Annotated in this window: 18 protein-coding genes; 10 read left to right on the top strand and 8 right to left on the bottom strand. The window is 62.5% G+C overall.

Annotated features, from left to right (window positions below; all coding sequences use genetic code 11):
• Nucleotides 1-150: 150 nt before the first annotated feature.
• Nucleotides 151-573: an Lrp/AsnC family transcriptional regulator gene (locus HU764_RS10395; protein WP_027593533.1), complete on the bottom strand. Its 423-nt coding sequence runs from the start codon at nucleotides 571-573 to the stop codon at nucleotides 151-153.
• A gap of 193 nt (nucleotides 574-766) precedes the next feature.
• Here HU764_RS10395 and HU764_RS10390 point away from each other — a divergent pair, with 193 nt between their 5' ends.
• Complete coding sequence (locus tag HU764_RS10390; protein ID WP_186680187.1) at nucleotides 767-1819, top strand: ornithine cyclodeaminase; 1053 nt, start codon at nucleotides 767-769, stop codon at nucleotides 1817-1819.
• Nucleotides 1820-1852: 33 nt separating this feature from the next.
• Nucleotides 1853-2812 (top strand): citrulline utilization hydrolase CtlX, encoded by a 960-nt coding sequence (gene ctlX, locus HU764_RS10385; protein WP_186680189.1) that lies wholly within the window; start codon nucleotides 1853-1855, stop codon nucleotides 2810-2812.
• A gap of 156 nt (nucleotides 2813-2968) precedes the next feature.
• Here ctlX and sodC read toward each other — a convergent pair whose 3' ends face one another.
• The 6 genes from sodC to pobA all read right to left on the bottom strand — a co-directional run bounded on the left by sodC (nucleotide 2969) and on the right by pobA (nucleotide 9341).
• Nucleotides 2969-3484, bottom strand: coding sequence for a superoxide dismutase family protein (sodC, locus tag HU764_RS10380; protein ID WP_186680191.1), 516 nt, complete (start codon nucleotides 3482-3484; stop codon nucleotides 2969-2971).
• 120 nt (nucleotides 3485-3604) lie between these two features.
• Nucleotides 3605-4552, bottom strand: coding sequence for a FecR domain-containing protein (locus HU764_RS10375; protein ID WP_186703555.1), 948 nt, complete (start codon nucleotides 4550-4552; stop codon nucleotides 3605-3607).
• Nucleotides 4549-5064 carry a sigma-70 family RNA polymerase sigma factor gene (locus HU764_RS10370; protein WP_186703556.1) on the bottom strand — a complete coding sequence of 172 codons (516 nt, stop codon included), beginning with the start codon at nucleotides 5062-5064 and terminating at the stop codon, nucleotides 4549-4551. Before HU764_RS10370 ends, HU764_RS10375 begins: the two co-directional genes overlap by 4 nt.
• A 53-nt stretch (nucleotides 5065-5117) precedes the next feature.
• Nucleotides 5118-5999, bottom strand: coding sequence for a LysR substrate-binding domain-containing protein (locus HU764_RS10365; protein WP_186703557.1), 882 nt, complete (start codon nucleotides 5997-5999; stop codon nucleotides 5118-5120).
• A gap of 70 nt (nucleotides 6000-6069) precedes the next feature.
• Nucleotides 6070-7875 carry a gamma-glutamyltransferase gene (gene ggt / locus HU764_RS10360; protein ID WP_186703558.1) on the bottom strand — a complete coding sequence of 602 codons (1806 nt, stop codon included), beginning with the start codon at nucleotides 7873-7875 and terminating at the stop codon, nucleotides 6070-6072.
• A 278-nt stretch (nucleotides 7876-8153) separates the two neighbouring features.
• Nucleotides 8154-9341 carry a 4-hydroxybenzoate 3-monooxygenase gene (pobA, locus tag HU764_RS10355; protein ID WP_186703559.1) on the bottom strand — a complete coding sequence of 396 codons (1188 nt, stop codon included), beginning with the start codon at nucleotides 9339-9341 and terminating at the stop codon, nucleotides 8154-8156.
• Nucleotides 9342-9513: 172 nt separating this feature from the next.
• Here pobA and HU764_RS10350 point away from each other — a divergent pair, with 172 nt between their 5' ends.
• The 3 genes from HU764_RS10350 to HU764_RS10340 all read left to right on the top strand — a co-directional run bounded on the left by HU764_RS10350 (nucleotide 9514) and on the right by HU764_RS10340 (nucleotide 11778).
• A complete protein-coding gene (locus HU764_RS10350; protein ID WP_027593542.1) occupies nucleotides 9514-10392 on the top strand; it encodes a helix-turn-helix domain-containing protein in 879 nt (292 codons plus the stop codon).
• 67 nt (nucleotides 10393-10459) lie between these two features.
• Complete coding sequence (locus tag HU764_RS10345) at nucleotides 10460-10858, top strand: MerR family transcriptional regulator (RefSeq protein ID WP_027593543.1); 399 nt, start codon at nucleotides 10460-10462, stop codon at nucleotides 10856-10858.
• Nucleotides 10859-10878: 20 nt separating this feature from the next.
• Nucleotides 10879-11778, top strand: coding sequence for a hydroxymethylglutaryl-CoA lyase (locus tag HU764_RS10340; RefSeq protein WP_027593544.1), 900 nt, complete (start codon nucleotides 10879-10881; stop codon nucleotides 11776-11778).
• A gap of 529 nt (nucleotides 11779-12307) precedes the next feature.
• On the opposite strand, the gene HU764_RS10335 is transcribed toward HU764_RS10340, so the two are convergent.
• A complete protein-coding gene (locus tag HU764_RS10335) occupies nucleotides 12308-12838 on the bottom strand; it encodes an MgtC/SapB family protein (RefSeq protein WP_186703560.1) in 531 nt (176 codons plus the stop codon).
• A 154-nt stretch (nucleotides 12839-12992) separates the two neighbouring features.
• Here HU764_RS10335 and HU764_RS10330 point away from each other — a divergent pair, with 154 nt between their 5' ends.
• The 5 genes from HU764_RS10330 to HU764_RS10310 all read left to right on the top strand — a co-directional run bounded on the left by HU764_RS10330 (nucleotide 12993) and on the right by HU764_RS10310 (nucleotide 20066).
• Nucleotides 12993-13232: a DUF3203 family protein gene (locus tag HU764_RS10330; protein ID WP_027593546.1), complete on the top strand. Its 240-nt coding sequence runs from the start codon at nucleotides 12993-12995 to the stop codon at nucleotides 13230-13232.
• Nucleotides 13233-13353: 121 nt separating this feature from the next.
• A complete protein-coding gene (gene ccoG / locus HU764_RS10325; protein ID WP_186703561.1) occupies nucleotides 13354-14757 on the top strand; it encodes a cytochrome c oxidase accessory protein CcoG in 1404 nt (467 codons plus the stop codon).
• Between the two features lie 52 nt (nucleotides 14758-14809).
• Complete coding sequence (mapR, locus tag HU764_RS10320; RefSeq protein WP_027593548.1) at nucleotides 14810-16219, top strand: GntR family transcriptional regulator MpaR; 1410 nt, start codon at nucleotides 14810-14812, stop codon at nucleotides 16217-16219.
• 57 nt (nucleotides 16220-16276) lie between these two features.
• Nucleotides 16277-17932, top strand: a complete 1656-nt coding sequence (locus HU764_RS10315; RefSeq protein ID WP_186703562.1) for a PAS domain-containing sensor histidine kinase — start codon at nucleotides 16277-16279, stop codon at nucleotides 17930-17932.
• Nucleotides 17933-17996: 64 nt separating this feature from the next.
• Entirely contained in the window at nucleotides 17997-20066 is a 2070-nt protein-coding gene (locus HU764_RS10310; protein ID WP_186703563.1) for a hybrid sensor histidine kinase/response regulator, read from the top strand.
• The last annotated feature ends 7 nt before the right edge of the window (nucleotides 20067-20073 follow it).

Below are 20073 nucleotides of genomic sequence, written 5' to 3'. Positions count from 1 at the left end.
ACACAGGGTGCTGACGCTGTTTCATTTTGCCAGCCGTTGTGGTCAATCGGAACGCTACAGACTGCACACACGAAATGGGATTTGTTGCACTGTGAAAGGCCGGGGTGACAGTTTGCGCCAGGCGCCTGCCCATTCCGGCTATCGCAGTGATCACATCTTGAAGGTGGAGAGCAAAATGCTGGTCTCGGTGTTCTCGATGTGCTGTATCGAGCGAATGGTGTTCAACGCCCGGTCGAAGGCCTCGAGGGTGTCCGCCCGCAGCTCGGCCATCAGGTCCCAGCGGCCATTGGTGGTGTGGATGGCCACCACGTTGGGGTGCCCGCGCAGCGCGTGCTTGACCTCCGCAGCATGGTGGCCGCTGATGCCGATGCTGGTAATTGCCCGTACGCCTTGCTCCAGGGCATCTGACCTGAGGCGAATCGTGTAGCCCATGATCACCCCTTGTTCCTCAAGCTTGGTGATGCGGTTCTGCACCGTTGCCCTGGCAACCTTGAGTTTCTTGGCAAGGGTGAGGATCGGCGTGCGTGCATTATCACGCAACAGCGCGATCAGTTCCCGGTCTACAGTATCCATGGTGCCTGCCCATTAATCAGATTGTTATTCTAGGGTCGCAGATTGTCTAGAAAGATGACGAAACTGGCAACCTGCTCTCTTCAATTTGACGCAACCTTTCATCAAACTCTTCGTGCTGGCAACCCCTCAACAATCTTAAGCGTTCACCCTGCAGGCCTTGAGGTGAGAGCGCGCGCATAAAAGGTGCAAGAGCATGACGTATTTCATTGATGTTCCAACCATGTCCGATTTGGTCCATGACATTGGCGTAGCGCCCTTCATTGGTGAACTCGCCGCCGCCCTGCGCGAAGACTTTAAACGTTGGCAGGACTTTGATAAGTCCGCCCGTGTTGCCAGCCATTCGGAAGTGGGTGTGATCGAATTGATGCCGGTCGCCGACACGCATCGCTATGCGTTCAAATACGTCAACGGGCACCCTGCCAATACAGCAAAAGACCTCCATACCGTCATGGCCTTTGGGGTGTTGGCCGACGTGGCGACCGGTTACCCGGTACTGTTGTCTGAACTGACCATCGCCACCGCCCTGCGCACTGCCGCCACATCCTTGATGGCCGCCCAGGCACTGGCCCGGCCGAACGCGAAAAAAATGGCGCTGATCGGCAACGGCGCGCAAAGCGAATTCCAGGCACTGGCCTTCCACAAGCACCTGGGTATCGAAGAAATCGTCGCCTTCGACACCGACCCGCTGGCCACCGCCAAGCTGATCGCCAACCTCAAGGAATACAGCGGCCTTACCATTCGCAAGGCCCGCTCTGTTGCCGAGGCGGTCAAAGGCGTCGACATCATCACCACGGTGACCGCCGACAAGGCCTACGCGACCATCATCACCCCCGACATGCTCGAACCCGGCATGCACTTGAACGCAGTGGGCGGCGACTGCCCAGGCAAGACCGAACTGCATGCCGATGTATTGCGCAGCGCACGCGTGTTCGTCGAGTACGAACCGCAGACCCGTATCGAAGGTGACATCCAGCAATTGCCTGGCGACTTCCCGGTGGTCGACCTCTGGCGTGTACTGCGGGGTGAAACCGAAGGCCGCCAAAGCGACAGCCAGGTAACCGTATTCGACTCGGTGGGCTTCGCGCTCGAAGACTATACCGTACTACGGTATGTACTACAGGAAGCCGAAAAGCGCGGCCTGGGCTCAAAAATCGACCTGGTGCCCTGGGTGGACGAAGACCCGAAAGACCTGTTCAGCCACACCCGCGGCCGCGCTGCCAAAAGCCGCATCCGACGCGTTGCATAACCCTACGGTCAGCTCTTAATTTCGGTATTCCAGATGGCATTTCCAACGCGTTCGATTCAAGCACCTGCGGCAGTGGTCATGGTCAGGCCGCACGCCTTCACCCCCAACCCGGAAACAGCGGCAGACAATTCGTTTCAGAGCACCCACCCTGACGTCGCCGCGCAGGCCTTGGCCGATGTGGCGCGCGACGAAGTCACCCAGGCCGCGGGGCGGCTTGAAGCCGAGGGTGTGCGGGTGCACCTGTTCGACGACTTTGGCGAGCAGAACACGCCGGACTCAGTGTTCCCTAACAACTGGTTTTCCACCCACCCGGGCGGCCACATCGCGATCTACTCGATGTATTCGCGCAACCGCCGCCGCGAACGGCGGGCAGATGTCATCGAGATGCTCAAGCATGAGTACAGGGTGCAGGATGTGATCGACTATTCCGGGCTGGAACAGGACGAGCTGTTTCTCGAAGGGACCGGGGCAATGGTGTTCGACCATTTGTCCAGGGTCGCCTACACCGCCCGCTCCAACCGCGCCGACCCGATCGCCCTCGAGCGTTTCAGCACGCACTTCAACTTCGAGCCCATGGTGTTCGACACGGCCGACGAACAAGGCACGCCGATCTACCACACAAACGTCCTGATGTGCGTGGCAACGGAGTTTGCACTGGTGGGGTTTGACACGTTCACCAACCCGAGCCGTGCGCAGGAGGTGCGCATGCGCCTGATCGAGTCGGGCCGTGATGTGATCGACCTGAGCAACCAGCAGATCAGCCAGTTTGCCGGCAACGCCATCGAGCTTTCCGGGCGTGATGGTCGAATCCTTGCGCTTTCGCGCAAAGCGTTCGACAGCCTTACGGGCCAGCAGCGTCAACGCATCGAGCGTTCGGCGCGGCTGGTGCCTTTGGATGTGCCGACCATCGAGATGGCCGGGGGCTCGGTGCGCTGCATGATCGCCGGGATTCACCTGTCACCGAGAAGCTCACGCCCGCTTTCGATCAATTGATTCAACGTGTCGTGAAGGAGATCAACTGACCCTGTGGGAGCCGGCTTGCCGGCGATGCAAGCGCCGCAGTGTATGGCACCGGCTTTGCCGGTGATCGCCGGCGAGCCAGCTCCCACAAGACCCTGCTAAATCAATACGTTATGAGTTCCAAACGGTTTACTGCACAACCCCGCATGCCATCCGCGCACCACCACCGCCCAGTTTTTCCGGGTGGTCACTGTGGTTGTCGCCACCGGCATGCACCATCAACGCATGGCCTTTGAAGTCCGCAGCCTTGAGGCGTGGCGCGAGCACCGGATAGCTGGCCTTGCCATCGGCCCCCACGTACAGCGCCGGCAAGTCACCCCGGTGGCCGCTGTCATCGTAGGGGCCTTTATGCGCCTGGGTCGAATCCGGGTCCCAGTGGCCACCCGCCCCGCCAGCAGGCACCGGCTTGCCGTTCTCCTCCGTGGGAGCACACGACGCATTCTGATGCAGGTGGAAGCCATGCACGCCGGGTGGCAGGTCGTTGAGATCAGGGGTCAGAAGGGTGCCGTATTGGTTTTGCTCAATGCTGATGGTCCCGATCGACTTGCCTGGGCCGTCGGGGCCTGCCAGCTTGAGCTCCACCGTCTGGGCGGCCTGCGCAAGGCCGGTGCTGGCCAGCAATGCAACGAAAAGCGCTGCTTTCATGTTGGTTCTCCATGGCGTGGGATGACGGGTGTCGTACCCAGGTAACAGTTGGGACTGCACAGCCTGCCAGGTATTCCATTTGGCCACAGACTGAAACACTTCCCCCTGTGCGGTATGCACTCAGGCAGGTTGCTTGCGCGGTGTCAGCGACACCCAGTAGCGGGTCCGGTAATGCACCTGCAGCGGCAGGCTGGCAGCCAACAAGGCAAGGATGCGGTCGTTGTCGTCGAGCTGGAAGGTGCCGGTCACGCTCAGGCGCTCCAGGGCCGGGTCCCAACGCAGCAGCCCGGGGCGATAGCGGTCGAGTTCGCGCAATACATCGCCCAAGGGCTGGTTGTCGACCATCAACAGGCCTTGCTGCCAACCCGGTAACTGTACGTCGAACGCCTCTATAGGCCCCGCCCCGCCTGCAGCAAGGGTTACCCTCTGCCCAGCCTGCAATGACAGCGCGCCGCCCTGGGCCGTTTGCAGGCGCACGGCGCCATCGCTGACCGACACGCGGTAGTGCTGCCCTTGCTGACGCACACAAAAACTCGCCCGGGTAGCATAGACAGTGCCTTGGGCGGTCTGCACCTGCAACGGGCCGACGCAGTCCACGGCAATCTCACCCCGTACCAGTTGCACAACGTGCTGGCCGCCCTGCACAGACAGGTTCACCGCACTGGCAGTGTTCAAATGCACGCGCCCTCCCCCTGCCAGCACGTGGCCACGCCGTTCTCCGGTGGCGGTGTGCAGGTCGGCGCGCCAGCTGTCCACGGGTAGCTGACGGTAGCCATACCAAGCTAGCGGCGCCAGCGTGCCGATCGCCAGGGCCTGGCCCAGCAACCGGCGGCGGTCAGGGTCCGGACGGTCCAGGCAGGCCACGGCAAGCGACGATGGCACGGCGGAAAACTGCGTGCGCAGGGCCTCGGCTTTTTGCCACAGCGCTTCATGGGCAGCGCTGCGTGCACGCCAGCTAAGCAGCGCGGCAACCTGCCCATCATCCAGCGGGCCAGCGTCCTGCAAGGCCAACCAATGCGCGGCCTCGCGGGCCAGCTGCCGAGCGCGGGCGTCGACGGGCGCGCTCACAACGCCACCAACAGGCAATGCGCGTACGCCTTGACCATGTAGCGTTTGACCGTACGCTCAGAGACCTGCAAACGCTCGGCAATGGTTGCGTAGTCGACCCCTTCCAACTGCGCCCATAGAAAAGCTTGGCGCACGGCGCGTGGCAGGCCGTCGAGCAGTTCGTCCAAGGCCTGCAAGGCTTCAAGCAGTATCCAGCGTTGCTCTGGCGAGGGTGCCAGCGCTTCGGGCAGGTTGGCCAGGGCTTCCAGGTAAGCGCGCTCCAGGCTGCGTCGCTTGTAGTGGTTGATCAGCAGCCGCTTGCCCACGGTCAGTAGATAGGCCCTGGGCTCACGCAGGCTGGGTAGCCTCTGCCCGGGGTGCGCGGCGAGCACCCGCAAGAAGGTGTCCTGGGCCAAGTCGGCGGCCTCCCAGGCATCGCCCAGGCGGCGCGAGAGCCAGCCTTCCAGCCAACTGCGATGGTCGCGGTAAAGCGTGCCGAAGGAGGTTTCGTCTGCCGGGGTGGAGTCGGTCATTCAAGGGCACGCTAGCGGGCTAAAGGTATGAATGCGACTGATTCTAATTGCTTTTAGATCCCACCTCCAGCCAACAATTGCGTCATCACCTCGGCCAGTGCCTTGACCATCACGTCTGCCGTGGGCCGATGGACGATGACGATTTCGTAGCTGTCGACCTCGGGCAGCCCCTGCTCACCCCCCAGCACCCGGTGCTCGCGCGTTGCCGCCCGCGGCGGTAGCAGGCTGATGCCCATGCCATCGGCGACTGCAGCCTGGATGCCGCTGAGGCTGGAACTGGTAAAGCTGATGCGCCAGCGCCGGCCCATGCCTTCGATGGCGGTGATCATGTCATCGCGGTACAGCCCGCGTGGCGGAAAGGTCACCAACGGGATCGGGTCGAGTTCAAAAGCCGGCGTGCGCGCACTGTCTATCCACTGCAGGCGCTCTGGCCAGCAGGCCACCCCTTCGCGGCTGTTGCGCCGCTGCTTCAGCAGCACCAAGTCGAGCTCGCCATTGTCGTAGGCTTGGCTGAGGTCACGGCACAGCCCGCTGGTCACTTCCAGTTTGACCTGCGGGTGCAGCCGGCTGAACGCCGACAGGGCGTTGGTGGTGCGCCCACCGACGAAATCCTCGGGCACGCCAAGGCGCACGGTGACACCGACCATCGCCCCTGCCAGCGCTTCGAGCATCTGGTCGTTCAAGGCCAGCATATGGCGGGCATAGCCGAGCAAGGTCTGCCCAGCGTCGGTGGGCAGCACGTCACGGTTGCCGCGCAACAGCAAACGGTGGCCGACCATTTCTTCGAGTCGCCGCACCTTCTGGCTGATGGTGGACTGGGTCGAGTGCAGGCGTGCGGCGGCGGTGGTGAAACTGCCGCAATCGGCCACCACGACGATCGCGCGCAGCAAGTCGAGGTCGAACAGTGCTCTATTCGATTTCACGCTGATAGACATCTGGGTATTCAACTTCTGAATGGCAAGGTAGCGTTCTATCACGCCACCTCATACCCCGCAACGCGCTTGCTCAATCGCCGAGTGCCGCGCCTTCGCGTCGCGGGTCAGCCCCCCCGGACCAGCCAGCGCCAGTGCGCTGGATGATCTGCATGCCGCTGGTCATGGTCATGGGCGTGACCTCGTGCCCCCAGGCCGCCAGTTGCCGGATCAGCGCCGGGCTGGTCAGCCCCGCTTCCACCTCGGTACCGGCATTGCGACTGCCGAAATTGGGCAGGTTGCTGGCTTGTTGCGGGTTTAGTTGCCAGTCCAGCAGGCCGACCAGCGCTTTGTTCACGTAGCCGATGATCTGCGAGCCGCCGGGGGAACCGAGGCTGGCCACCAGTTCACCCGATGACCGCGAAAACACCAAGGTCGGCGCCATGGCCGACAAGGGGCGCTTGCCCGGCTCGACCCGGTTCGCCACGGGCTTACCTTGCTCCTGTGGCAGAAACGAGAAATCGGTCAGGTGGTTGTTCAGCAAAAAACCTTTGACCATCAAATGCGCCCCGAACGCCGCCTCCACTGACGTGGTCATGGCCAAGGCCTGGCCACTGTCGTCCACGGCAGAGAGGTGCGACGTGGAAATACGCAGCGGCGAACGGTCGGGGGCCATGGCCAGGTCGGCGCCCTGCGGGGTACCGGGGCCGGCGCGCTTCATGCTGTAGGTGCCGATCTGGGCGGCACGCCCAGCGAGGTAGGCAGGGTCGATGAGGGCTTTGACCGGCACCGGCACGTAGTCGCTGTCGGCCAGGTATTGGGCACGGTCGGCATAGGCCAGGCGTTCGGCCTCGGCGATCACGTGGACCGCCAGCGGCGTGGGCTCCAGGCCGGCGGGCGATGACGTTGCGCGTGGCGCAAGTTTCGCCAGGTCAAAGTGCGGCGAAGCGCGCTGTAGCGCTTCAAGGATGCCCAGTGTCTGCAGTACAGCGACCCCGCCCGAAGAAGGCGGCGGCATGCCACAGATACGCCACAGTTTGTACGGGCCACAGACCGGCTCCCGCTCGCGCGCCCGGTACTGGCTCAGGTCCTGCAATGACAGTTGCCCGGCATTGGCATGCCCACGCACCTGGGCAACGATCGCTTCGGCCACTTCACCGGTGTAGAACGCATCAGGCCCCTGCGCGGCGATGCGCGCCAGGGTCTGCGCAAGCTCGGGGTTGCGCAGCAACGTGCCGACCGGCACTGGCTTGCCGTTTTCGCCGAGGAAGTAGCGGGCCATGCTGGGTGAGCGTGCGACATAAGGGTCAGCTGCCAGCAAGGTGTGTAGACGCTCAGAGACTGGAAAGCCCTTTTGCGCCAGCGCTATCGCAGGTGCGAACAAATCCTGCCACGCCAGCTTGCCATGCTGTTCATGGGCCAGTTTAAGCGCCCGCAGCACGCCAGGAACGCCGACCGCACGCCCACCGATTTGCGCCGCCCTGAATGGCATCGGCGTTCCGTCGGCTTGCAGGAAGAGTGATTCCGTGGCCGTTGCAGGTGCTGCCTCACGGCCGTCGAACGCCTGCACACGCTTGCCGTCCCAATAGAGGATGAAGGCCCCACCACCTATGCCACTGGATTGCGGCTCGACCAGGGTGAGCACCATCTGCATGGCGATCGCCGCATCGATGGCACTGCCACCGGCGCGCAGCATCGCACGCCCCGCCTCGCTGGCCAGCGGGTTGGCAGCTGCGGCCATGTGCCGGCTGGCGTGGACGGGTTGCAAGGCGCTGCGGTAGCCGGACTGCAATTCTGGGGGTGGGGGTAGTACCTGGTCGGCCCAGGCTGGGCCAGCGGTGGTGGCCAGGCTTAGGGCGGCAATCAGTTGCCGGGGGCGTGATGAGAGGCTTGAGTGCATGGCGATGGATTGATTTCGCTTTTGAGATCGAGCACCGCCCGCGCGGCGCATCGGAGCAACGCTCGCTCCTACGTTTGTTTCGGGCCAATTATGCCTGTGATGGCGGCGCGCGACCGCCTTGTTTTTCCAACTCGATATCGAGGCGGGCACCAAGGGGCGCGCGCGCCCATGCCATAGGACTCACTGGCCCGAAACAACCGTAGGAGCGAGCGTTGCTCGCGATGCACCGCGCGGGCGGCGCTCGATTTTGCAGGCGCTGAAATTCTCCAGCCCTACCCCTACGCCACCTCTTCGAACGGCAAGCCCACATAGTTCTCGGCAATGTTCACCAACCCCGCCGGCGACGACAGGAAGTACTCGCGGTCAGCCTCCTGCATCTTCTGGTCCCAAGCGTCCTTGTGCGTACCAAAGTCATGCAGCAACTGGGTCATGAACCAGCTGAAACGCTCGCCCTTCCAGACCCGGCGCAAGGCCAGCGGCGAGTACTGCTGCAACAGGTCGGTGCGCCCTTCGTGGTAGACCTTGACCAGGATCCGGTACAGGTAATTGACGTCCGATGCCGCCAGGTTTAGGCCCTTGGCACCGGTAGGCGGGACGATGTGGGCGGCATCGCCGACCAGGAACAGGTGCCCGTACTGCATCGGTTCGACCACCAGGCTGCGCAGCGGGGCGATGCTTTTTTCCAGCGCAGGGCCGGTCACCAGGCTCGCTGCCACGTCCTCGGGCAAGCGGGCCTTGAGCTCCTCCCAGAAACGCTCGTCGGACCAGGCTTCGACCTGATCGTCCAACGGCACTTGCAGGTAGTAGCGGCTGCGCGTCTGCGAGCGTTGGCTGCACAGCGCGAAGCCCCGCTCGTGATGGGCATAGATCAGCTCGTGATTGACCGGCGGGGTATCCGACAACAAGCCCAGCCAGCCAAACGGATACACCCGCTCGTACTGCTTGAGCACACCCTCGGGGATGCTCTGCCGGGAAACGCCGTGGAAGCCATCGCACCCGGCGATGTAGTCACAGTCCAGGCGGTGAACCTGCCCGTCCTTTTCGAACGTGAGGTATGGACGCTCGCCTTTGAGCTCATGCGGCTGCACATTGCTCGCCGCGTAGATGATCGGTGCACCACTGGCTTCACGGGCTTGCATCAAGTCACGGGTGACCTCGGTCTGGCCGTAGACCATCACCGTCTTGCCACCGGTCAGGGCCTTGAGGTCGAGGCGCTGGCGACGCCCGCCGACCAGCAACTCGACGCCTTCATGCACCAGCCCTTCGCGGTCCATGCGCGCAGCCACGCCGGCCTCACGCAACAGGTCGACCGTGCCCTGCTCCAGCACGCCGGCACGGATGCGGCCGAGCACGTATTCGGGGGTCTGGCGTTCGACGATGACCGTCTCGATGCCGGCCTTGTGCAGCAACTGGCCGAGCAGCAGGCCGGAGGGACCTGCACCGATGATTGCAACCTGAGTTTTCATTGTTGTTGTCTCTAGTCGGGCGATGCCGGCCCTGGACTGGCAGTGGCATGGCATCTGCTGTTAGGGTTTACACCTGCATTTTTACTGGCAAAGGCTGCCGGTTAAGTGTGCTATTCCATGCAAAACCTGCACTTTTACAAAAAACGTTCGATTAACGGACAGGCAAAACCGCATGAAATCCACCCTCCCCGGCATTCCGTTGTTCCAGCTGTACGGCGAAAACCAGGCGTGGCCTGGCACCGACCTGTTGCACTGCGAGTCGATCCCGGCACGCAGCCGCTTGCACCACTGGGAGATCAAGCCGCACCAGCATGCCGAGCTGTTCCAGTTGCTGTATGTGCAGCGTGGCCAGGCCGAGGTGGAGATCGAAGGTGTCCGCAGCTCGATCAGCCAGGCCGCCATCCAGGTGGTACCGCCACTGACCGTGCACGGCTTTCGCTTCAGTGCCGACATCCAGGGGCATGTACTGACCTTCGGCACCGCGCTGGTGGCCGAACTGGAACAGCAACTGGGCGCGCCCGTGGGCATGCTGGCCACGCCGGCGTGCTATGCGTTGGGCAAGGACCGCCAGCGTTTACGCAGCCTGATCGACACACTGCAGCAGGAATACCAGGGCAATGCCCCGGCACGGGCGACGATGCTGCAGGCGCTGGTGACCGCGTTGATGGTCTGGATCAGCCGCCGGCAGCAACTGGGCCAGGCGCCCCGTAACCGTGACGAACGGGACCGGCAGTTGCTCGGGCAATACCTGCGCCTGGTCGAGGCGCATTACCGCGAGCATTTGTCCGTGGAGGACTTCGCCGCGCGCCTGAACGTCTCGAGCCTGCAGCTCAACCAGCTGTGCCGGGCACTGAGCGGGCAAACGGCTTTGCAGGTGGTGCATCAGCGGCTGCTGCTGGAGGCGCGGCGCAACCTTCTTTATACGCGCATGAGCATTGGGCAATTGTCGGATAGTCTCGGGTTTACCGACCCCACCTACTTCGCGCGGTTTTTCAAGCGGCTGAGCGGGCAGACGCCCAATGGCTATCGCCGGGTGGGGGTGCCTGAATAGCGCCCCTGCTTGACGTAAACGTCAACCTGCATTCAGGATAGCCCCATACCCCACGCCGAGCCCCCGCATGAGCCTGCAGACCTACAGCATCTCCGACCTGTCCCGCGAGCTGGACATCACCACCCGTGCCATCCGCTTCTACGAGGAACAGGGCTTGCTGAGCCCCGAGCGACGTGGCCTGGAACGCATCTACTCGGCGCGTGACAAAGTCAGCCTGAAGCTCATCCTGCGCGGCAAGCGCATTGGTTTTTCCCTCGCCGAATGCCGTGAACTGATCGAGCTGTATGACCCCACCAGCGGCAACCTGAAACAGCTCAACAGCATGCTGGTGAAAATCGCCGAACGACGTGCCCAGTTGGAGCAGCAGATGCTCGACATCCACCAGATGCAACTGGAGCTCGACACCGCCCAGGAGCGCTGCGAGCAGGCCCTTGCCGCGACCTTGAACAATAAAGACAACCGTTGACCCGCCACAGGAAACCCGCCATGCCCTTGCCTAAAGAAGTCCGTCTGGTCGAAGTAGGCCCCCGCGACGGTCTGCAGAACGAAGCTCAGCCCATCAGCGTCGCCGACAAGGTGCGCCTGGTTGACGACCTTACCGAAGCAGGCCTTGCCTACATCGAAGTCGGCAGCTTTGTCTCGCCCAAGTGGGTACCGCAGATGGCTGGTTCCGCAGAGGTGTTCGCAGGCATCGTGCAGCGCCCCGGTGTTACCTATGCCGCCTTGGCGCCGAACCTGCGCGGCTTCGAAGATGCGCTGGCTGCCGGGGTGAAAGAGGTGGCGGTGTTTGCCGCAGCGTCCGAGGCGTTCTCGCAGCGCAACATCAACTGCTCGATCAGCGACAGCCTCAAGCGCTTCGAGCCGATCATGGAGGCTGCGCGCAGCCACGGCGTGCGCGTGCGTGGCTATGTGTCGTGCGTCTTGGGCTGCCCTTATGAAGGCAAGGTCAGCGCCGAACAGGTCGCCCCGGTCGCCCGCGCCCTGCATGACATGGGCTGCTACGAGGTATCGCTGGGCGACACCATCGGTACCGGCACTGCAGGCGATACCCGCCGGCTGTTCGACGTGGTGTCGGCCCAGGTGCCGCGCCAGCAGTTGGCCGGGCACTTCCACGACACCTATGGCCAGGCCTTGGCCAACGTCTATGCCAGCCTGCTTGAAGGTATCAATGTGTTCGACAGCTCGGTGGCCGGGCTGGGTGGCTGCCCCTATGCCAAGGGCGCCACCGGCAATATCGCAACCGAAGACGTGGTGTACCTGCTACAGGGGCTGGGCATCGAGACGGGCATCGACCTGGACCGCCTGATCGCCGCAGGGCAACGCATCAGCACGGTGCTGGGCCGCGCCAATGGGTCGCGAGTGGCGCGCGCACGCAGCGCGCACTAGTCACACGGGTGTCACATGAATGTGGGTGGAGTGTTACCTCCCCCACGTTTCGCAGCAAAAAATCGGGTAACAGGGAAACAAATCGACAAAATTTCAGGTCGAGCGTTTTCCACCAAAACACCTAAGTGCTTGATTTTAAAGGATTTGAAAAAGTTGGCACGGGCCATGCTATATCTTTGGTACAAGAACAATAAAAATGTGACACCCAATAAAAACAACAGGTAACGGCTCTGACATAACAAGAACAACACGGCAGAGGCGTAGCAAGCAGATTTTTTTGGAGTAGACACGCTTTTCAGGGGTACGCCCCGCGGTCTGACACAGAACAATAAAACTACCTCAAGGTAGCGGCAGTCAGCATCGGATCAGTCAGGATGAAAGCAGGTCAGCGCTCAAAAAAATACGTTTGTTCTTGACCCCGCATGGGGGTCGCCCGCGACACAAAGACTGGCTGACAAAAACAACAAAAGGCCGTCTTCAATAATAAAAAGAGCAGGCAACAACGCTTTGGGGGGAGCTTCGGCTCCCCTCAGTGCTTCCTGCCCTCCTCCTCGCTCTGTTTCTCCTCATCCTGTTTCTCGACCTTGTCCACCAACATAGGCATCGTGCCCAGCACCAACAGTGCCAGCACCGTGCTGATCAATGCCGTGGCTTCGCGCCCCATGCCGGCGGCCGTACCGATCGCGGCAGTCATCCACAGCCCTGCTGCGGTAGTCAGCCCTTTCACATGGCTGGCGTCCTGGCCGTTACCCTTGAGAATGGTACCCGCCCCCAGAAAACCGATCCCGGCGACAATGCCCTGGATCACCCGGCTTAGCGCCTGCTCGTCGGCCCCGGCCATGCTTGGCGCCAACACGAACAGCGCAGCGCCCAGTGAGACCAGCATGTGGGTGCGCACGCCGGCAGACTTGCCTTTGTGCTCACGCTCGAAACCCAGCACCGCACCCAGCACGGCCGCCATCAGCAGGCGCACCAGCACCCGCGTGACTTCGCGCTCGTCGCCGAGGTCGGCGAACTCGGCCTGAATGGTTTGCCAAATCGGATGCCACCAAGGGTTCATCGTGACGCTCCTGATCAAAATGCGCTGGGGCTGCCTCTGTGAGAGTTGACTCGCGCAGCGCCAGCAAGTGCGATACATCCCGCCCAGCGGATCGATGCAGCAACCACCTCTGCACAGTGGTCACAGCTGTAACCGCCACCAAGAGGACATTCCCATGCCGGTTGAAATCGACGAAAGCACCCGCCGTTGCACGCTCATCGGCGACCATGTGCACCTCGAAGGCGATGGCCCTGCCATTGAAATCATCACCGATGAACAGCTGCGCATGTCGGTGGCGGTGCTGGCGGGGGAACGGGTGCCGATCACCGAAGCAGAAGCTGATGCCCTCACCGTAGCGGGTGCGGTGGATAGCCGCAGGCATCTGAAGACCAGCGTGCCAGGCTCGGTAATCTAAGGCCTGGCGTGGTTTTGCTGATCATCTGATACGGTTTTTATCGCCAAACCTGAGCCTGTGCTGATAACAGCTCGGGGGCCATAGTGCTCATGCCTGATCGAGGCCTGATGAGCACCGAGCCATGAACGATAGAATCCCCTTTACCGAGATCGCCGCGCCCGCAAGTTCAGCCGCCAAACGCCACGTTGACAGCGGCCTTCACACCCGCAGTTTCACCGGGCTGTACCGCAACCTGCGGATCGGTTTCGCGGGGGCCTTGTTCGCACTGTTCTTTGGCACTGCCTGGCTTACCTGGAACGGCCGCCAGGCAGTGCTCTGGGACTTGGGCAGCAGCAAGTTCCACATCTTCGGCGCAACGTTCTGGCCGCAGGATTTCATCCTGCTGTCTGCGCTGTTGATCATCTGCGCCTTTGGCCTGTTCGCCATCACGGTCTACGCCGGCCGCGTGTGGTGCGGGTACAGTTGCCCACAAAGTACCTGGACCTGGTTGTTCATGTGGTGCGAAAAGGTCAGCGAGGGTGACCGCAACCAGCGCATCAAGCTTGCCGCTGCCCCCTGGAGCCTGGAAAAACTGGCCCGCCGGGCGCTCAAGCACAGCCTGTGGCTGGCCATCGGCTTGCTCACCGGGCTGACCTTCGTCGGCTACTTCACCCCGATACGGCCCCTGGCGGCAGAACTGTTGACCTTGCAGTTGGGTGGCGTCGCGCTGTTTTGGGTGTTGTTCTTCACTGCCGCCACTTACATCAATGCCGGCTTGCTGCGCGAGGCAGTGTGCCTGCACATGTGCCCCTATGCCCGCTTCCAAAGCGTGATGTTCGACAAGGACACCCTGGCGGTGGCCTACGACCCGCGCCGCGGCGAAACCCGTGGCCCACGCAAGAAAGGCAGCGACGCCCACGCCCAAGGCCTGGGCGACTGCATCGACTGCACGATGTGCGTGCAGGTCTGCCCCACCGGCATCGACATCCGCGATGGCCTGCAAATGGCCTGCATTGGCTGCGCGGCCTGCATCGACGCCTGTGACGGGGTCATGGACAAGATGGGGTATGCCCGCGGCCTGATCGGTTACAAGTCTGAACACAGCCTGCAGGGCGGCACCACCCACTGGCTGCGCCCGCGCCTGTTGGGCTACGCCGCGGCACTGGTGGTGATGATCGGCGCGTTGGTAGTTGCCTTGCAACAGCGCCCGATGGTGTCGCTGGACGTGATCAAGGACCGCGGCCTGTTCCGCGAGAACGCCCAAGGCCAAATCGAGAACATCTACCTGCTCAAGGTCATCAACAAGACTGAAAGCACCCAACGTTATCACCTACGCCTGCTGGACGCTGACGGCTTCACCCTGCAGGGCAAAACAGAGTTCATCATCCCGGCTGGCGAAATGAGCGAACTGCCGGTCTCGGTGGCGATGCTTGCAGAACGCCCAACCAGCAGTTCGCAAACCTTGAGTTTCGAAGTGCAGGACAGTGACGAACCTGCCGTGCGCAGCGTGGCACAAAGCCGCTTCGTCGCACCGATGAACCGCTGATCCCTTACACTGTTTTTCCACCTTGCCTGCCAGGCTTCGACAGAAGGCCAGAATGAAACGCTACGAACGATTCGCCGATGACATTGCCGAACTGATCCGCTCGGGTGTGCTAGGCCCTGGCCAGCGGGTGCCCTCGGTGCGCTATGCCAGCCAGACCCACGGGGTCAGCCCATCCACGGTGTTCCAGGCCTATTACCTGCTGGAACGGCGCGGGTTGATCCGCGCGCGCCCGCGTTCGGGGTACTTCGTCAACGCCCATGCACCGCGCCAGTTCTGCGAGCCGCAGGCCTTGCAGCCGGTCAGCGAGTCCACCGATGTCGACGTCAGCGCGCTGGTGTTCTCCATCCTCGACTCGATAAAGGACCCCAACACCGTGCCGTTCGGTTCGGCCTTCCCAAGCCCCGAACTGTTCCCGCTGCAGCGTTTGTCGCGCTCGCTGGCCAGTGCCAGCCGTGCGATGGACCCGCGCATGGTGGTCACCGACCTGTCGCCCGGCAACCCTCAATTGCGCCGGCAGATTGCCCTGCGCTACATGGTCGGCGGGCTGATGTTGCCGATGGAAGAGCTGCTGATCACCAATGGCGCGCTGGAAGCCCTGAACCTGTGCCTGCAAGCCGTGACCGAACCCGGCGACCTGGTGGCGATCGAAGCGCCGGCCTTCTATGCCTGCCTACAAGTGTTGGAGCGGCTCAAACTCAAAGCTGTGGAAATTCCCGTTCACCCCCGCGAAGGCATGGACCTGAGCGTGCTGGCGCAGACCCTGGAGAAGCACCCGGTCAAGGCCGTATGGTGCATGACCAACTTCCAGAACCCGGTAGGCGCCAGCATGCCGGAGGCCAAGAAGCAGGCGCTGGTGGAGTTGCTGGCACGCCATCAGGTGCCGCTGATCGAAGACGACGTCTACGCCGAACTGTATTACGCGCAACAGGCACCCAAACCCGCCAAGGCCTTCGACACCCAAGGCCTGGTGATGCACTGCGGTTCGTTCGCCAAGAGCCTGGCGCCCGGCTACCGCATCGGCTGGGTGGCCGCCGGGCGTTTCGCGCAGAAGATCGAACGCCTCAAGTTGATGACTTCGCTCTGCGCATCGATGCCGGCACAGGCGGCCATCGCCGACTACCTGCAACACGGCGGCTATGACCGCCACTTGCGCAAGCTGCGCTACGCGCTGGAAGGCCAGCAAGCCAACATGCTCGCCGCCATCTCCCGCCACTTCCCGGCGCAGACGCGGGTCAGCCAACCGTCTGGGGGCTACTTCCTGTGGCTTGAACTGCCAGAGCAGATGGATGCGCTCAAGCTGTTCCACATGGCCTTGGCCCAGGGCATCAGCATCGCGCCCGGCCCCATCTTTTCACCGACCCGTCGCTTCGGTAATTGCATCCGCCTGAACTACGGCAGCCCCTGGCATGACGGCGCCGAAAAGGCCATGGAAACCCTGGGGCGAATCATTCGTTCATTTTGATAGCTGTCAGCCTGCGCCGCGTCTATAGTTGCCCGATCCGCTCACCGGTTCGCCACCATGCAGCCAGTCACGCAAGCTTCCTACGAGCAACTGCAGGCACGTGTCGCAGAGCTTGAAACCCTGCTGGCCCAGCGCGGTGACATTGCGCAGGCAAACAACAATCTGCTCGGCGAACTGGTCGATAACAGCTTGGCCAACGTATTTGCAGCCGACCGCAAAATGCGCCTGTTGGCGATCAATCGCACAGCCCGCGAAACCTTCCAGCGGTGGCGCGGTTTTGTGCCGCAGATCGGCGATTACATCCCGCAGTTTCTGGCCAACCAACCGGACATCATGGGCCGCTTGGCCCCGGTGTGGCCGCGCCTGCTGGCCGGCGAAGCGTTCATCGACACCATCGCCCTCGGGCCACCTGACGCCCTGCGCCACTATGAAATCCGCTACCACCCGCTGCTCGACGCGCAGCAGCGCATCCAGGGCGGCTATATGTTCGCCTACGACATTACCGAGCGCATTGCCGAGCAGGAACGCCTGCACCAAACCGAAGAGGCGCTGCGCCAATCACAGAAAATGGAAGCGGTCGGCCAATTGACCGGTGGCATTGCCCATGACTTCAACAACCTGCTTGGCAGCATCCTCGGCGCACTGGAGCTGGCCGAGCAACGCCTGAGGCAGCATCGTGTGTCCGACACCGCCAGGCTGCTCGAAGTCGGCAAGAACAGCGCGCTGCGTGCAGCCTCGCTGGTGCAGCGCCTGTTGGCTTTTTCCCGCCAGCAGACACTGCTGCCGCAACCCGTCGATGTACAGCGGTTGGTGGCCGGCATGCACGACCTGATCCGCAGTTCGATCGATGCGCACATCGACTTGCAGGACCGGACACTGGCCGGTCAGTGGTCGATCCGCATCGACCCCCAACAGTTAGAAAACGCCCTGCTGAACCTGTGCATCAACGCCCGCGATGCCATGCCCCTGGGCGGCACCCTGCGCATTGGCTGTGAGAATGCCGAGCTCGACGACGAGCAGGCCCGCCGCCTGGACGTGCCGCCAGGGCAATTTTTGCACATACGGGTGGACGACACTGGCATGGGCATGAGCAAGGACGTGATGCAGCGTGCCCTCGACCCGTTCTTCACAACCAAACCCATGGGCCAGGGTACTGGCCTGGGGCTGTCGATGGTCTATGGCTTCGTGCGCCAGTCTGGCGGGCAATTACGCATTGACAGCACGCCTGGGCAAGGCACCAGCGTCCACCTGTATCTGCCCCGGAACGAAAGCACCACCCCCGAGCATCCTTGCGCTGCGCCTGAAAATACTGACGCCAGGCCGGTTCACAGGCCACACCGGATCATGCTGGTAGAAGACCAAGCGACCCTGCGCCTGGTACTCGGCGAAGTGCTAAAAGAGCTGGGCCACGAGGTCCAGGTTTTCGAGGACGGCCGCAGCGCACTCCAGGCGTTGCAGCACAGCCCATTGCCTGACTTGTTGATCACCGATGTTGGCCTGCCCGGCGGCATCGACGGCAACCAGCTCGCAGAGGCCTATCGGGGCCTTGCCAACGAAGCACCGGTGATACTGATCACCGGCTACGACATTGCCAGCAGCATGGCCCGAGGCTGGCCTGCAGAGCGCACCGAGGTGCTGTCCAAGCCCTTCGAGCTCAAGGCACTGGGTGAGCGGATCGATCGCTTGCTGGGCGTGGACGCGCATTTGCGTTAAGGGTGTTCTCGCCCTTGGGGTGAACACGTTAGAGTTTGGGCCTTTAATTTCGTCGGACGTCGGCATGCCTTCCCGCGACCTGCTTTCCCTGCGCCAACATGTCGAAGACCTGGAGCGCCGTAACGCGCTGCTGGAGTCGCAGTTGGCGAGCCACCAGGAGCACGATCAGATCCTCTATCGTTCGTTGTTTGACACCATGGACGAAGGGTTCTGCATCATTGAATTCTTCGATGGGCCACATGGCCCATTGAGTGACTACGTGCATGTCGTGGCCAATGCGGCGTATGCGAAACATGCCGGCATCCCCAATGTGGTCGGGCAAAAACTGCGCGAGATGGTCCCCGATGAGGCCGACGATTGGGTAGCCCGCTACGGTGAAGTGCTGCGCACCGGCGAGCCGCTGCACTTCGAACAGGAGCTGGTTGCCACTGGCCATGTCCTGTCCGTCACGACCTTTCGCGTCGAACCCGCCGAGCGGCGCCAGGTGGCGGTGCTGTTCAAGGATGTCACCGCACGGCGTCGTGCAGAGCTGGCCTTGCAGCGCATGAACGAAGAGCTCGAAGAACGGGTCAATGCGGCGCTGGCAGAGCGCCGGTTGTTTGCCGAAGTGGTCGAGCACAGCCTGGCTAACGTGCACATGATCGATAGCAACATGCGCTGGCTGGCGATCAACCGGCAGGCCAAGCTGGAATTTCATTACCTGTACGGCGCCACCCCGGAAGTGGGCGACTCTGTGAGCACGCTGATGGGCGACAACCTCACCGACCTGAACGTGATCATGCCGATGTGGCAACGTGCGCTGGGGGGCGAGCAGTTCACAATAACTCAGCGTTTCGGCAAGGGGGCTACACAACGGCATTACGAGCTGCGCTTCAACTGCCTGCGCGACCCTGATGGTGCGATTCTTGGTGCCTACTTATTCGCGTATGACATCAGCGAACGCGTCGCCGCCCAGCAGCGCCTGCTCAGCGCTGAAGAGGCACTGCGGCATGCGCAGAAAATGGAGGCCGTGGGGCACTTGAGTGGTGGCATCGCCCATGACTTCAACAACCTGCTGGGTAGCATTCTGGCGGCCCAGGAATTGATGCAGCAACGCTTGCAACAGGCGCGTCACGACCAACTCGGCAGCCTGCTGGACGTTGCCAGTGGCGCGGCGCAGCGTGCCGCCGCCGTCGTGCATCGCCTGCTGGCGTTCTCGCGCCAGCAGACGCTGCAACCCCAGCCCACCGATGTCACCCAATTGGTCAATGACATGGAGCAGCTGGTCCGTGGCAGCATCGGTCCGTCCATCCAGTTGCACAGCCACTTCCCGCAGCACCTGTGGCCAACGTTCATCGACCCGCCACAGCTGGAAAACGCCCTGCTCAACTTGTGCATCAACGCCCGAGACGCACTGCCAGAAGGTGGCGCGATTACCCTCAGCGGCGACAACCTGACCCTTGACCTGCAGCGTGCCCAAGGGCTCGACCTGGCTGCAGGCGATTACCTGCGCCTTGGGGTCAAGGACAACGGGCGAGGCATGTCGGCAGAGGTCGCGGCGCGCGCCGTGGATCCGTTCTTCACCACCAAGCCGATGGGCCAGGGCACTGGCCTTGGGCTTTCCATGGTTTACGGCTTCGTGCGCCAGTCAGGGGGGCAGATGCGTATCCTGTCCAAGCCCGATGAAGGCACGCTGGTCGAACTGTATCTGCCCCGCCACCTTGCGTGGCAAGCGATGAACAGCTTCCAAACCCCGGCTCAGCGCCCGGCGAGTTGCAACACCGTGCAGGCTGGGCAAATCGTGCTGGTAGAAGACCAGGAGCCCCTGCGCTTGGTCATCCACGAAGTACTCGAAGAGCTCGGCCATGACGTCCAGGCATTCGCCGACGGCCCAAGCGCGCTGGCGTATCTCGAGCGCTGCCCGCCGCCGCACCTGCTGATCAGCGATATCGGCCTGCCCGGGGGCCTGAACGGTCGGCAGGTCGCCGACCGATGCCGCGTACGGCACCCGCACATAAAAGTGCTGTTCATCACCGGTTACGATGAAAGCGCTGTACTCAGCCACGGCCAAACCCTGGAAGCATCCAGTGTATTGACCAAACCCTTTGACCTGGCGGCACTCGTGGAAAGGGTCGCACAGCTGCTGATGCATTAGCGGCCTG

This window comes from Pseudomonas kermanshahensis (assembly GCF_014269205.2).
GTDB classification, from domain to species: domain Bacteria; phylum Pseudomonadota; class Gammaproteobacteria; order Pseudomonadales; family Pseudomonadaceae; genus Aquipseudomonas; species Aquipseudomonas kermanshahensis.
The sequence above is the reverse complement of the archived record's forward strand: the minus strand, read 5'-3'. Positions and strand labels throughout refer to the sequence as shown.

Bases quoted from the DNA above. Each gene is read 5' to 3' on its own strand.
- HU764_RS10395 (WP_027593533.1), bottom strand. From the start codon at position 573: ATGGATACTGTAGACCGGGAACTGATCGCGCTGTTGCGTGATAATGCA.
- HU764_RS10390 (WP_186680187.1), top strand. From the start codon at position 767: ATGACGTATTTCATTGATGTTCCAACCATGTCCGATTTGGTCCATGAC.
- ctlX (WP_186680189.1), top strand. From the start codon at position 1,853: ATGGCATTTCCAACGCGTTCGATTCAAGCACCTGCGGCAGTGGTCATG.
- sodC (WP_186680191.1), bottom strand. From the start codon at position 3,484: ATGAAAGCAGCGCTTTTCGTTGCATTGCTGGCCAGCACCGGCCTTGCG.
- HU764_RS10370 (WP_186703556.1), bottom strand. From the start codon at position 5,064: ATGACCGACTCCACCCCGGCAGACGAAACCTCCTTCGGCACGCTTTAC.
- HU764_RS10365 (WP_186703557.1), bottom strand. From the start codon at position 5,999: ATGTCTATCAGCGTGAAATCGAATAGAGCACTGTTCGACCTCGACTTG.
- ggt (WP_186703558.1), bottom strand. From the start codon at position 7,875: ATGCACTCAAGCCTCTCATCACGCCCCCGGCAACTGATTGCCGCCCTA.
- pobA (WP_186703559.1), bottom strand. From the start codon at position 9,341: ATGAAAACTCAGGTTGCAATCATCGGTGCAGGTCCCTCCGGCCTGCTG.
- HU764_RS10350 (WP_027593542.1), top strand. From the start codon at position 9,514: ATGAAATCCACCCTCCCCGGCATTCCGTTGTTCCAGCTGTACGGCGAA.
- HU764_RS10345 (WP_027593543.1), top strand. From the start codon at position 10,460: ATGAGCCTGCAGACCTACAGCATCTCCGACCTGTCCCGCGAGCTGGAC.
- HU764_RS10340 (WP_027593544.1), top strand. From the start codon at position 10,879: ATGCCCTTGCCTAAAGAAGTCCGTCTGGTCGAAGTAGGCCCCCGCGAC.
- HU764_RS10335 (WP_186703560.1), bottom strand. From the start codon at position 12,838: ATGAACCCTTGGTGGCATCCGATTTGGCAAACCATTCAGGCCGAGTTC.
- HU764_RS10330 (WP_027593546.1), top strand. From the start codon at position 12,993: ATGCCGGTTGAAATCGACGAAAGCACCCGCCGTTGCACGCTCATCGGC.
- ccoG (WP_186703561.1), top strand. From the start codon at position 13,354: ATGAACGATAGAATCCCCTTTACCGAGATCGCCGCGCCCGCAAGTTCA.
- mapR (WP_027593548.1), top strand. From the start codon at position 14,810: ATGAAACGCTACGAACGATTCGCCGATGACATTGCCGAACTGATCCGC.
- HU764_RS10315 (WP_186703562.1), top strand. From the start codon at position 16,277: ATGCAGCCAGTCACGCAAGCTTCCTACGAGCAACTGCAGGCACGTGTC.
- HU764_RS10310 (WP_186703563.1), top strand. From the start codon at position 17,997: ATGCCTTCCCGCGACCTGCTTTCCCTGCGCCAACATGTCGAAGACCTG.